The sequence below is a fragment of the Vibrio sp. CyArs1 genome, from assembly GCF_022432925.1.
Taxonomy (GTDB): Bacteria; Pseudomonadota; Gammaproteobacteria; order Enterobacterales; family Vibrionaceae; genus Vibrio; species Vibrio mediterranei.
On record NZ_JAKRBO010000011.1, the window covers coordinates 20,941 to 34,568 of the forward strand.

Below are 13,628 nucleotides of genomic sequence, written 5' to 3' on the forward strand. Positions count from 1 at the left end.
AAATAAAAGTGCTAAGAGAAGGTTTATCTCATTGGCACTTTCGGAATGAAAACGATAAGGGCTGAAGCTCAGCCCTTATTAAGATCTTTTTCTGGAGACTCATTCTCAACAGGCTTTGCCACTTCAGCAGCAGGTACTTCTGCACTGGCTTCCGATGTCGACGCTTTTGGTTTGTCACTCGCATAAGGACGAGTCACCTCTTGCGCGGCCTGTTTCAGTTCCTCCACCGAACTTTTCAGTTCAGGAGAGAGGTCTTCCATGCCCATTTTCTCAGCTTTTTTCAGGTTCTCTTGAAGCTCTTGCACCTTGAGTTCGTGTGAAAGCTCATCTTTGACATTATTTGCCATAGCCTTCGCAGAGCTGATAAAACGAGAAACACTTCGGATTGCAGTTGGTAGACGTTCTGGTCCTAGAACGACTAGACCAACTACTGAAATGAGTACCAGTTCCCAAAAACCGATATCAAACACGAATTATGCCTGCTCTTTATCTTTCTTCGCTTCTGTCGATGCGTCTGCTGTTTGCTTTTGCTCGATGTTCTTTGGCTCAAAATCAGCGTCTTTCGTGTCTGATTTCGCCGTTGTGTTGTCATCTTCACTCATAGCTTTCTTAAAGCCTTTCACCGCACCACCAAGATCGCCACCGATACCGCGTAATTTCTTAGTACCAAATAGCAAAACAACGATCACGGCAATAATAAGAAGTTGCCAAATACTAATACCACCCATTCTTTCTACCTCGGGTCTTGATTAACAAATAAAAAATTAATACGAGTTTATCGCTTAACGTCTGTAAGTACGCCAACTTAACAGCCAAAATGTGATACCAACAGCGCCTGACAATGCAGATAACTGCTGATATGGCCCTCCCAGTAATATGGCAGAGCATACGATTAAAGTTGCACCAACGCCAAACAAAAATTTACCTGTACCTTGTTGCCGTTTTGTTTCACGGTATCCTTGATACAGCATGTCCATGCGTTGATTCATAGCCTTACCTTGTTTAAGGCTATCGTACAGCAACTCTGGTAGTTCCGGTAACTTTTCTGCCCAAAACGGAGCGCGTTCTTTAATTCCGTTTATAACAGCTTGCGGCCCTACTTGGTTCGCCATCCATTTTTCTAAAAATGGTTTCGCCGTCTCCCATAAGTCTAGCTGCGGATAGAGCTGTCTGCCTAACCCCTCGACATAGAGCAAGGTCTTTTGCAGCAAGACAAGCTGGGGCTGTACTTCCATATTGAACCGGCGCGCGGTATTAAATAGATTCAGTAACACATGGCCGAAAGAGATTTCACACAAAGGTTTGGCAAAAATTGGCTCACACACCATGCGAATAGCAAACTCAAATTCATCGACGTTAGTATCGGTTGGTACCCAACCGGAGTCGACATGCAGCTCAGCCACTTTACGATAGTCACGGTTAAAGAAAGCAAGGAAGTTTTCCGCCAGATAACGTTTATCTTCGCTATTTAACGTGCCAACAATGCCGCAATCTAAACCAATCCAAAGTGGATTCTCTGGGTGCTCATAGCTAACAAACACATTGCCTGGATGCATATCGGCATGGAAAAAACTGTCACGAAACACCTGAGTAAAGAATACGCTCACACCACGTTCCGCTAACAGCTTCATATTAGTGCCATTCGCTTCAAGTGTCGGAATATCAGACACTTGAATACCGTAGATTCGCTCAGAGACCATTAAGCTTTCGCTACTAAAGTCCGGCATAACCTCAGGAACATAAAGCTCTTCACTGCCTTCGAAATTGCGACGCAATTGAATTGCATTGGCCGCTTCACGTCTTAAATCAAGCTCATCCAATAAGGTCTTTTCGTATTCGCGCACCACTTCAACAGGTTTTAACCTGCGAGCGTCCGGTAGAGCTTTCGACACTATCCTAGCCATGCGATACATCAGCTTAAGATCTGCATCAATAACAGGACGAATATCTGGACGAATCACTTTCAAGACGACTTCTTGCCCAGTGTCTTTCAGCTTAGCAGTATGAACCTGAGCAATTGAGGCCGATGCCAAGGGTTCAATATCAAAATCATCAAACCATTGTTCAATAGGGCCACCGAGAGCCAGTTCCATTTGCGACTTGGCTAAGTGTCCATCAAATGGCGACACTTGGTCTTGAAGTAGCGCAAGTTGATCAGCAATATGCGGAGGGAATAGATCCCGACGCGTTGACATCATTTGACCAAATTTAATCCATACTGGACCCAACTCTTGCAGTGCCAACCTAAGCCTTTCACCAAGCGGCTTGTCTGGATGTTTATTCTTCATCCAGAACAAAGATTTGCGCGCTAGCAACGGGGCTTTGGTGAGCTGATGCGTGGGCATCAACTCATCTAAGCCATACTCAAGCTGAACCTTTATGATTCGATAAAGACGTTTGATTTCACTTGGAGTCATGCGCGCTCCGCCGATGCATCATTAGAATCATCGCTTGATGTCGCTTCAATTAAACGCTCCAAACGCACACTCAGTCTATCTGCTTGGCTACGCACTTCATCAACGTCGTCACAAAATGCTGCTACCGCTAACGGTGGCGGAGCAATTTTCCACTCTTCCGTTAATACTTGACCAAAGTGGTCTTGGTGCTTTGCAGCTTGTGATGCGAAGAAAGAAAAGAGCCCTTTCGCTCCTTGAACCGCAGTATGTGCCACCACATCACCAGTTACACGGGATAACCACTCTTCTAGATCTGGTTTACAATCGGTTAGCAGAGCAGAAAACTTCTGAGCCAGCTGAATGTCGCCTTCCAATTGCAACTTATCCTGTTTGATAAGCTTGGTGATATTCGCCTGCTCTTTTAGTTCAGGAAGTACCGAAAGGTTTAAAGATAAATAACAGTCCGGCTCACCCTCATAATTGGAAAGAACATCCAACTGATGACTAAACACAAAAGTGAGTGACTTATTAAACTCACGCAAATGAACTTGAATAATCTGACCTTTAAGACGTGCAACGCGCTTAACCAACGCATCGTCATCTTTGATTAAGGTATTGAGCGTGGTTTCCACCACCGCGGTGACTAATGGGTCAAAGGGCATAGCTCAGTCCTTAGAATTTGTATCCACGGTGCAGCGCAACAATACCACCCGTTAGGTTGAAGTATTTGGTCTGCTCAAAGCCAGCGTCTTTCATCATGCCTTCCAGAGTCTCTTGATCTGGATGCATTCGAATAGATTCAGCAAGATAACGATAACTTTCTGCATCGTTCGCTACCAATTCACCCATTTTCGGCAACAGATGGAAAGAATACGCATCGTAAACTTTAGATAGAGGCTCAAGGATAGGTTTTGAAAACTCAAGTACCAGTAAGCGACCACCCGGCTTCAGTACGCGATACATAGAACGCAGCGCCTTATCTTTATCGGTCACGTTACGTAGACAGAAACTGATAGTAATACAGTCAAAGTAATTATCTGGGAATGGCAGCTCTTCAGCATTAGCCTGAACGTAATGAACGTTACCGACAATACCAGTATCACGCAATTTGTCGCGACCCACATTCAACATGGAGTTGTTGATGTCAGCGAGAATCACATGACCTTTGTCACCAACGATACGAGAAAACTTAGCCGTCAGGTCACCAGTACCACCACCAAGGTCAAGGATACGTTGACCCGGTCTCGCACCACTGCAATCAATAGTAAAGCGCTTCCATAAGCGGTGAACACCACCAGACATCAAATCGTTCATGATGTCGTATTTTGCTGCTACCGAGTGAAATACCTCAGCAACTTTTGTCACTTTTTCTTCTTTCGCGACTGTTGTGAAACCAAAGTGTGTAGTTTCGTCTTGTTGATTAAGCTGATTTGATTGCACGTTACTATCCGTCATTATTCTTCCTCTTAGGCGGCGCAACATCACCTACGCCGCAGACGGTCAGTTTACTTTATCCATGTCTGGTTGTCTTTCCACCAACGCATCATTTTGTGCAATTTCTGTCAGAGAAGGAGAAATGGAGCGTTTCACTTCCACACCAAGTTGCTTAAAACTCTCCGCTTGACGGATCGCATTGCCCCTTCCGGTGGCCAATTTGTTCATTGCACCTTGATAACTTTGGTTCGCTTTATCGAGTGCGCCGCCCAGCCCTTCCATATCATCAACAAACAAACGCAACTTGTCGTAAAGCTTGCTCGCCTTGTCAGCAATCACCTGTGCATTCTGATTCTGGCGGTCGTTGCGCCAAAGGTTATCAATAGTACGCAGCGCCACCAGCAAGGTGGTTGGACTGACCAAAATGATGTTGCTCTCCATCGCCTCTTTCACCAAACTCGGATCGGCTTGAATCGCCACTTGGAATGCAGGCTCTACCGGGATAAACATCAAGACATAATCGAGCGAACGGATACCTTTTAGTTGATGGTAATCTTTTTGCGACAATCCTCGAATATGATTACGTAGCGCAATCAGATGATCACTCAATGCACGATCGCGTTCGGCATCTGTCTCAGCATTAAAGTAGCGCTCATAAGCCACCAGCACCATTTTCGAGTCGATAACCACTTGCTTCTCTTGGGGAAGATGAACAATCACATCCGGCTGATATCGTTTACCCGCTTCATTTTGCAGGCTGACTTGGGTTTGATACTCGTGACCTTCACGCAGTCCTGATTCAGCCAACACGCGTGCCAGAACCACCTCACCCCAGTTGCCTTGCTGTTTATTATCACCTTTTAGCGCTTGGGTGAGGTTCATCGCCTCTTTGGTCATCTGATCGTTAAGACGTTGTAGGTTCTTTAGTTCATGAACCAAGGTATGGCGTTCTTTGGCTTCCTGACTGAAACTATCATTAACTTGCTTTTTAAACCCTTCCAACTGCTCTTTGAGTGGCGACAGGATGCCCTCTAAACTTTGTCGGTTTTGTGCGTCAACCTTAGCCGTTTTGGCTTCAAACACTTGGTTGGCTAGACGCTCAAACTGCTCTTTTAAGCGCAATTCAGATTGCTGTAGAAGCTCAAGCTTTTCTTGGTCAGAGCGCTGTTGTTGCTGATAAGTCGCTAACTGTTCACGCAGCTCGGCTTCAGACTGAGCCCGCTGCTGCTTCACATATTCAAGGTCAGTCGCATACTGCTGACGTTCTTGCTTCACTGCTTCAAAGTAACGCAGCTTTTCCATTGCAGCCATGACTTTGCCATGCGCTTGCTTAAGCTCAAACGCAGATTTATCTCGTTCGTCATCCAGTTCATCAAGCTCTTGCTTTGCGTCTTGAAGGTCGTGGCGTAAGCGTTCAATTTCTTGCTCTAAAGCGGTCTTTTCTAACTGCGCTTTTTGCTCAAACATCTGCTCCATCTGACGTGACTTAAAGTGCAGAATTGCAGCGGCGGAAAATCCGAGACAAGTTGAAATAGAAGTGATTGAAAGTAGGAGGGTTTGGTTATCAATTATCCATTGCATTGTATACGTGCCATCAGCCTAGGTTCTATAGCTAATGGTAATTTATACTGGATAAATGTCCAGATATTTACAAGGCACGCCGCTTGATACGTGAGTTGATGATATCTTCGATAAGCTTCTGTTCACGCTTTGCTTTTTCGTAGTTTTGTTTTTTACTCCAACGATCCAGCACTTGCTCTAGTCCGTGCACTCTTGCCGCTTTTTGTTGCAGCTGTTTCTGAACCGACTGACACTGTGCTTCCATCACCGCTTGCTCATGCTTTTGATGATTCAGCATTTTTTGCAGCATTTGGTCAACAAGGTTAAGGTTCATCAACCCCATGCTATTGGTTTGATTTGAGCCACTGTGATTTAATGTTTTCAGTTCAGACAATGCCAGTAGCTGCTTAGCCAAATGCTCATTTTGGTGGCGCATAGATTCCAAACGCGCACCAATCTGATCACGTCGTAATTCCTCTACTTGGGTTATTTTACCGACTGCACGAATTTTACTATCCATAGTTTTTGGTTAGCGTTTGGCTTCCTACTTAATTAGGGTTTTGAAATAGCTGCGCCAGCTCCGTTAACGATGTCTGAAAATCCACCGCATCATTGGCCGCTTGCAATAGATAGTTTTTGAGTTGAGGGTGCATCGCCACCGATTGGTCGAGTTCAGGGTCTTGGCCTGGCTGATAACCGCCTAAAGGAAGCAGCTCTTTCACTTGCAAATAGTTGGAATAAAGCTGACGAAATTGATTGGCTAGCGTACTGTGCGCTTCAGGAGTACATCCTGACATACAACGGCTGATCGATGCATTAATATCAATCGCCGGATAGTGTCCTTGCTCGGCCAATGAGCGAGAGAGCACCACATGACCATCTAGAATTGCGCGGGCAGAATCCACTACAGGATCTTGTTGGTCATCCCCTTCTGCTAAAACCGTGTAAATGGCAGTCAAACTGCCATCGGGATGCTCACTGTTACCGGCACGCTCCAACAGCTGAGGCAAGACACTGAAAACCGAAGGTGGATATCCTCTTGATGCCGGAGGTTCACCTAATGCTAACGCAATTTCACGCTGCGCCATGGCATAGCGAGTTAAAGAATCCATCAGCAACAACACATCGTTGCCTTTATCCCGAAAATACTCGGCAACTCGATGACAAAGTAATGTGGCTCGTAAGCGCATTAATGGTGACTCATCCGCAGGAGCCGCAATAATAATGGCTTTCTTACGCGCTTCTGGCGTCAAATTACGTTCGATAAACTCACGCACCTCACGGCCACGCTCACCAATCAAGCCAACAACAATGACATCAGCTTCGGTGTTTTGAGTAATCATCCCCATCAACACACTTTTACCCACACCACTACCTGCCATTAAACCAATGCGCTGACCCTTGCCGACAGTGAGTAAACCGTTGATCGCACGAACACCAACATCCAGTGGCGTATCAACGGGACGACGTTTTAATGGGTTTATTGGTTTCGGCTCTAAAGAGACACGATCGCCTCCTTTTAGCACCGCGCCATCATCCAATGCTTCACCAAGTCCATTCACCACACGCCCTAACCAATGGCTGCCCAAATTAACCGAGCTATCACCATCAAGCGGTATGACTTTGGCACCGGCAAATAATCCCCCCAACTGACGAACGGGCATGAGGTAGGCAATATTATGGTCAAAGCCCACCACTTGCGCTTCAATCATATCGCCTTCATCTGTCTCAACCAAACAACGTTGCTCAAGCTTAAATCGACAACCAACCGCTTGCAGCATTAAACCGTTTACCTTTACTAATCGACCTGTGACTCGCGCAACAGGTACTAGGTTAAGCGACGCAATCGCATCGTTTAGGCGGTCATGAAGTAGAGGGGAGGAAGCACTAGTCATCGTTACTCGCTAAATCAATAGGTGTCACTTCATCCAATAAGTGCTCTTTTACTGCATCCATACACGACTCCAATCGAGAGTCGCAACTGGCGTCAGCTTCAGCATCTTCTGTCACCAAATGACAGCCACCAACGGGCAGTTCTGGTTTGGCAACTAACTTCCAACCGTCAGCTAGCTCAGGGTTAATCTGGGTAATACGCTCAAGGTCTTGTGGGTTTAGGTGTACGGTGACCTTTTCGGTTTTACCCGGCATGGCCTCCAGGGTCTCATCGACTAATGCCAGAATTTGCTGAGGCATCAGCGTCAACTCAGCACGAATGACTTGCTGCGCCACTTTTTGCACCAACTCACAGATGATATGGCGTTGTTGCTGTTCTTTTTCTTCCTGCCAGCGAGACAGTGACACATAGATATCATTAACAGGTTTAACGGCATCAAGGAACGCTTGCTTGCCCGACTGTTCACCCGAGACAAAACCTTTTTGAAAGCCCTCTTTTTGACCTTCCAATAAACCCTGTTGCTTGCCTTGCTCAATTCCTTGGTTTAAGCCTTCTCGATGACCACGCTCTAGCCCTTGTTGAAAGCCTTCTTCAAGGCGTTCCTGCACGTCGATTTGTGTCGGTGCGTCATCCCAACTGAGTTCAGCGGTAAACTCATCCACTGCTGAAGGTTGTGCCAATGGCGGGAAGCGGTGCTGTCTATAACCACTAGGTGGCAAGGTAAATATCGCTTTTTCCTTCATGGCTTACTCCACCGTCTGCTCTTGGTATAGCGACAACTCGATCTCGCCTGCTTCCGATAGCTCTTTGATGATCTGCATAATGTCATTGCGAGCACGCTCAACCGCACTAACAGGCACTGCGCCGCGCAATTGCATATCGTCTTCCAGTGCTTTAACCATACGCTGTGGCATCGAACGTTTGATCGCTTGCTGCAAGGTAATTTCCGCCCCTTTTAACGCCACCGCCCAAAGCTCAATTGGTACTTGCTGAACCAACGTATCCATGGTGTCTTCACGCTGCCTACCTAGCACCATAAAGTCGAACATATTCTCTTCAATTTCACTGACGACGTCTTCATCATGCAGTTTGAGCATTTCCATCAACATTGCTCGGTCACCCGAGAAACGGTTGATGATGTCAGCCACTTGTTTAACGCCAGACATAGGTGCACTTTGACTTACTGATACCTGCTCAATACAGCGTTCTATTAATTCGTTAAGATCCGCTGCCACTTGATGGTCAATATCTTGTAAGCGAGCAATGCGATACAGCAACTCATCGTGATAATCTGCAGGAAGGTAACTCAGTACCGCAGAGGAGGTCTCTGGAGGTAAATAGGCTAAGAATATAGCCTGCATCTGAGGGTGCTCTTTCGCTACAAATCTCGACAAGATCTCCGCATCAACCCATTGCAATCGCTGCATGTTATTGCGAATTTCATCACCATACAGGTTATTAAGTAATCCCTTAGCTAAATCATTCCCCAGAGCTTTACGCAATGTGTTCGACAGGTATTCTTTTGAGGCACCACGAATACCACTGTGCTGTCTAAAGTCTTCGAAGAAGTGTTGAATCACCCCTTTGGCATTATCACTTTTGATGCCACTTAGGCGTGCCATCGCTCGGGTGACACGCTGTGTTTCATCGCGAGAGAAATGACGCAGCACCTGAGCAGCGGCGTCCTCCCCCATACCTAAGAGCACAAGAGCGGTTTTCTCAACATGACTAAGCGTTGCTGGCGTTGACTGTGCTGTTTTCATTCACATTTACCCATTGTTTAAGTACTTCCGCTACGCGCTCAGGCTCTTCATTGGCAATAAGCTGTAGATGTTTAAGTTGAATTTTCAACGGCGACCCTGGAGGGGGCAGCATGTCACTGCTAGCATCAAGACCTGAAGAGGTGGATTCTATGCCTTTCTCAGACAATCGACGATTCAGCATCTCTTCACGTTCGCGCTCTTCACGAGTCTGAATATTCTCTTGGTATTCCTCTTCTTGAGGCTCAGCGAATTCAAGTTCGTTGCCACGCTTGTCCGCTCCCGTTAGGTGCATAATCAATGGACGAAGTACAAAGAAGATCATCGCCATTCCGAGCATACCGCCAATGACATAACGCAGAGGCTGTTGCACTGTCGGGTCTTGCCACCACGGCATAGCCGGTGGCGCTTCGATTTCAATTGGGGTGAAGTTAAAGCTCATTAGACTCAAGCTGTCTCCACGATCGGCGGAGATACCTACAGCATCGGTGATCATCGTTGATATTTGTGCGCGTTCGGCTGGTGTCCATGCTGTACCATTTGGCGCAGCACTTTCATTAAGGAGTACAGAGACACTTAGCTTAGAGATTTGACCTTGCTGATATTGAGTACGGCGCACGCTGCTGCCTACCGCGTACTGACGATTTAGCTCACTGCGTGCATTGGTATTTTGACTATCATTGGTTGGCACTTCACCTGTCACTGGCGGTTGGTTACTCAGAGAGCCCGGAATACCAAGTGCTATTTTATCAATGGTATTGTTCTGAATGCTGTGCTCGTTGCGCACCACCGGATTAGTGTCGAGGATTTCTTGCGTTTCTTCCACTCGACTGAAGTCCATATCCGCCGCAACCTGGACACGATAGTTACTCGGACCTACAATCGGCGTAAGCATATCTGCCGCACGTTGAATGATCTGCTTTTCAACGTTCTTTTGATATTCCAGATATTTCGCATTGACCTTACCTGCTTCTGCCGAGCCAACATCGGCACTCAACAAACGGCCATATTGATCAATAACCGAAACAAACTCTGGTTTCATTCCCGTTACGCTACCCACTACCAAGTTGATGATGGCTTCGACTTGGTCAGGTTTCAGATCTTCGCCCGGCTTAAGCTCAATCATCACCGACGCCGACGGCTCTTCACCTTGTTGGCGAACAAACAATGTCTGTCTTGGAATGGCTAAGTGAACACGGGCATTAGAGATAGCATTAAGAGAAATGATGGTGCGTACTAGTTCACCTTCGAGTCCATGACGGTAACGGGCATTTTCCATGAACTGGCTCGTTCCCAAAGAACTGTCTTCTTTAAGTGAGTCCAATCCGGTTGGCAGCTGAGCTTTAACGCCCTTCGCCGCCAATAACATACGGATTTTCGCCACTTGACCTTCTGCGACTAACACTTGACCGTTCTGCTCTTGCAGTCGATAGGCAATACCTTCGGACTCTAATACCGAGACAATCTCACCAATATCAAAACGTTCTTGTTGGCTGTATAGCGGACGATAACTTTGCGAAGAACTCCACAGCGCCACCACAATAATGGCTGCAACAATAGCAGCCAGTACTGCTGACAATACCAAGTTACGCTGCGAGCTTGACCACAGCTGCTTCACCTTGGCGTTGATATCGTTCATATTCGATGAGTTTGCTGTTTTGGGGGCAACATCGATTGGTCCCGCTGCCGCCACAGTTTGAGGTGCTAATTCTGACATGTTCTACACCGGCATCTTCATAATATCTTCAAAGGAAGCAACTACCTTGTTGCGAACTTGCATTAGAGCAGAAAACGACAAGCTCGCTTTCTGGCTAGCAATCATGGCTCCAACAAGATCATCACTCTCCCCAGTCTCTACTGCTGTGATTTTCTGTGATGCCGTAGATTGATGCTGGTTCACCATATCAAGCACATTTTTCATTGCACCAGAAAATGCCATCGGTTCATTAACCTTGTTCACATCGATTGGGTTATTGGACACCACAAAATCAGGCTGCACGTGCTGCTGCATTACCTGCATTTTTGTCAGCATTAATTGCTCTGCGGATAACGCGTTATTTATAGGTTGCATCGCCATCAAATTTCTCCTTTACGCAGCCGAGCCAATGGCTGACTGTAGATCGATTCCTTGCTCTCGCATCGCAGCTAATTTGTAGCGCAGTGCTCGCGTAGAAACCCCTAGAGCGTCCGCCGTTTTAGTTCGGTTTCCGCCAAATTGACGTAGTTTTTCTAAGATAAATTGGAATTCCGCCTGCTTTTTGACTTCCACGTGTCCCATTAGGTTTTCATTGGACACCACAGGATTAAAAGCAGGTATCTCAATCGGCAACATCAAGTCGTGAGCCGTAATATAGTCGCCGTGGCGCATGACGAGCGCACGTTGAATCACGTTCTCTAATTCACGAATATTGCCGGGCCAGTGGTATTGACTAAGCGCTTGCTGCGCATCCTCAGATAAGTAGCAATTGGCTTGCTCTTTGTATTTATTAATAAAGAATTGGCTAATAGGTAGGATGTCATCTTTGCGATCACGAAGTGGCGGCCAATGCAGCGGCAATACGTCTAAGCGGTAATACAAGTCTTCTCTGAACGTCCCTTTTTGAACCTCTTCGCGAAGATCTTTATTAGTGGCCGCAATCACTCGAATATCTAAAGCAATCGACTTATGGCTACCCACACGCTCTACTTCTCTTTCCTGAAGCACTCGCAATAACTTAGCTTGAACGGCTGGTGACATTTCGCCAATTTCGTCTAACAAAATTGTGCCACCGTTAGCTTCTTCAAACTTACCGGTTTGTGAACCCGTCGCGCCGGTAAATGCTCCTTTCACATGACCAAACAGTACCGCTTCTAACATGGACTCAGGAATAGCGGCACAGTTAACGGCTACAAAAGGCTGCTGTGCGCGAGGCGATTGATCATGGACGTAACGAGCGAGTACTTCTTTGCCGGTACCCGATTCCCCAGTAATCAACACACTAGCACTGGTGCACGCCGCACGGTGCGCCAATTGCAAGACTTGTTTGCTTCGCCAAGACTCCGCCACAATATTGGCCATTGGTTTATCTAATGCCTCAACGCGACGAATCAAGTTAACCAGTTGCGCTGCTTCAAATGGACGCAGCAAGTAATCTGTCGCCCCCGCCTTCATCGCTTCTGCGGCTAATATACCTTGGTTTTGTTCGACGATGGCAATGGCTACACCAGGGTTAGCTTTTCGCTGATGACAGGCAATCCACTCACGAATACTCATATCGGGCAGATTGGAGCTGACTAAACTGATGGAGCTTGAAGCGGTTAACAACGCCGAACGACCAGTTCGAACATGATTTACGCTAAAGCCCTGCTCCGTTAATAGGTCGATAATAGGTTGAGCGTTTTGCTCACAAGGCTCAACGTAGAGAATATCCTTTTTCATTTACTGAACCTCCGTCTTCAGATCCGTTGAAGACGCTGTGTTGGTGGAAGGGTGACGAACCACTCGAACCGTAACTCGGCGGTTCTTAGCTTGACCAAACTCAGTCTCATTGCTGCTCACGGGGTAACGGGCGCCATGGGCTCGTACTTCGATCAGTTTGGCTGGCGTCCCTAACTCAGTGAGTACACTGGCGACGTCATCGGCGCGTACTCGTGACACCTGTAGGTTGCTCAATGACGAACCGACATTATCTGTGTGTCCATCCACCAGCACTTTTGATATGTGGCCATCTGCTTTGATATAGCTGGCTAATGATTGCAGTGTTTGACGCTGTTCACTGGTGACCACTCGTTGGCCAAAATCAAACTTCAACACCACATCTCTCGCTTGGCTGTAGTTCATTTCAGGTAATTTGGAGCGACACTGATTGAAGCTAAAGTACGCCGATTCAATTCGAGTGGAAGGTAAAACAAAGGCATCACCTACTTGATTGGCAGCTTGCATAGAACTCACTCTGATCCAAGCCCCACGAGTGGTGGCTGCTAATAAAGCATCAATATCCACATCAAAGATGGCGTAGCCACGCGTTGTTTTCGCAGCATCATCAATCATGGTGTGTTGCACTGGGGTATGCCATGGTGCTGATAACTGAAATAGCTGTGCTTGTTTGATGTTATTGTTAGGTAAATGAAGAACTGCCGACAGTTGGTTATTAGGTTCCGCGTGGAAATAAAACTTCCCCCTATTATTTGGCAAGGTCTGAACAAGCTGGCACTCAAATTCTCCCTCTACAAATTGCCAATTAACCAAATCCATCGGAATATTTACTTCCGCTGCGTGTGAGATCTTAATCCCAAAAAACATCCCCATTAATAACACCAATGGGTACATCTTATTAACAGCGAAAGTGTGAATTTGTATTTTACATTCTCTTGACCGAGAAAAATCTCGACATAATGAGAAATAATATTTTTTAACTAAGCCATAGATCATATTGCTGTCCATCTATATCTCTTTCACATAATACATAGAAGCCTACTTTCATATGAGAGAGACGTTTTATAAAATTCCTTGATAGGCGTTATAAAACATAAATTTAGATAAAATACTCACTCTGATTGTTGCTATATAAGGGCTGTGCGCATTATTTAGTCGCTATTTTGCCC

Annotated in this window: 14 protein-coding genes; all 14 read right to left on the bottom strand. The window is 46.3% G+C overall.

All coding sequences use genetic code 11. The annotated features are described in order from the left end of the window. Positions 1–68 precede the first annotated feature (68 nt). Positions 69–470 carry a Sec-independent protein translocase protein TatB gene (gene tatB, locus MMA19_RS22885; protein ID WP_240207317.1) on the bottom strand — a complete coding sequence of 134 codons (402 nt, stop codon included), beginning with the start codon at positions 468–470 and terminating at the stop codon, positions 69–71. Positions 471–473: 3 nt separating this feature from the next. Beyond that, positions 474–728: a Sec-independent protein translocase subunit TatA gene (tatA, locus tag MMA19_RS22890; RefSeq protein WP_006072188.1), complete on the bottom strand. Its 255-nt coding sequence runs from the start codon at positions 726–728 to the stop codon at positions 474–476. Positions 729–782: 54 nt separating this feature from the next. Continuing rightward, positions 783–2,417 (bottom strand): ubiquinone biosynthesis regulatory protein kinase UbiB, encoded by a 1,635-nt coding sequence (gene ubiB, locus MMA19_RS22895; RefSeq protein WP_063604233.1) that lies wholly within the window; start codon positions 2,415–2,417, stop codon positions 783–785. Continuing rightward, entirely contained in the window at positions 2,414–3,058 is a 645-nt protein-coding gene (locus tag MMA19_RS22900) for an SCP2 domain-containing protein (RefSeq protein ID WP_006072185.1), read from the bottom strand. The genes ubiB and MMA19_RS22900 overlap by 4 nt, the downstream gene beginning before the upstream one ends. A gap of 10 nt (positions 3,059–3,068) precedes the next feature. Beyond that, complete coding sequence (gene ubiE / locus MMA19_RS22905) at positions 3,069–3,851, bottom strand: bifunctional demethylmenaquinone methyltransferase/2-methoxy-6-polyprenyl-1,4-benzoquinol methylase UbiE (protein WP_006072183.1); 783 nt, start codon at positions 3,849–3,851, stop codon at positions 3,069–3,071. A gap of 45 nt (positions 3,852–3,896) precedes the next feature. After that, on the bottom strand, positions 3,897–5,411 hold the full coding sequence (gene rmuC / locus MMA19_RS22910) for a DNA recombination protein RmuC (RefSeq protein ID WP_038228722.1): 1,515 nt from the start codon (positions 5,409–5,411) through the stop codon (positions 3,897–3,899). A 67-nt stretch (positions 5,412–5,478) separates the two neighbouring features. Further along, on the bottom strand, positions 5,479–5,910 hold the full coding sequence (gene fliJ, locus MMA19_RS22915; RefSeq protein ID WP_062462583.1) for a flagellar export protein FliJ: 432 nt from the start codon (positions 5,908–5,910) through the stop codon (positions 5,479–5,481). Between the two features lie 28 nt (positions 5,911–5,938). Further along, the gene (gene fliI, locus MMA19_RS22920; RefSeq protein ID WP_171390131.1) at positions 5,939–7,285 is read right to left on the bottom strand and encodes a flagellar protein export ATPase FliI; all 1,347 of its coding nucleotides are present in this window, start codon (positions 7,283–7,285) and stop codon (positions 5,939–5,941) included. Further along, complete coding sequence (gene fliH / locus MMA19_RS22925) at positions 7,278–8,027, bottom strand: flagellar assembly protein FliH (protein ID WP_006072177.1); 750 nt, start codon at positions 8,025–8,027, stop codon at positions 7,278–7,280. Before fliH ends, fliI begins: the two co-directional genes overlap by 8 nt. Positions 8,028–8,030: 3 nt before the next feature. Continuing rightward, complete coding sequence (locus MMA19_RS22930) at positions 8,031–9,047, bottom strand: flagellar motor switch protein FliG (RefSeq protein WP_006072174.1); 1,017 nt, start codon at positions 9,045–9,047, stop codon at positions 8,031–8,033. Next, a complete protein-coding gene (gene fliF, locus MMA19_RS22935) occupies positions 9,013–10,761 on the bottom strand; it encodes a flagellar basal-body MS-ring/collar protein FliF (protein ID WP_240207319.1) in 1,749 nt (582 codons plus the stop codon). The genes MMA19_RS22930 and fliF overlap by 35 nt, the downstream gene beginning before the upstream one ends. Positions 10,762–10,764: 3 nt before the next feature. Next, positions 10,765–11,121 (bottom strand): flagellar hook-basal body complex protein FliE, encoded by a 357-nt coding sequence (gene fliE / locus MMA19_RS22940; RefSeq protein ID WP_006072170.1) that lies wholly within the window; start codon positions 11,119–11,121, stop codon positions 10,765–10,767. Positions 11,122–11,133: 12 nt separating this feature from the next. After that, positions 11,134–12,462 (bottom strand): sigma-54 dependent transcriptional regulator, encoded by a 1,329-nt coding sequence (locus MMA19_RS22945; protein ID WP_240207321.1) that lies wholly within the window; start codon positions 12,460–12,462, stop codon positions 11,134–11,136. Continuing rightward, entirely contained in the window at positions 12,463–13,332 is an 870-nt protein-coding gene (locus MMA19_RS22950; RefSeq protein ID WP_240207323.1) for an OmpA family protein, read from the bottom strand. Positions 13,333–13,628: the final 296 nt, after the last annotated feature.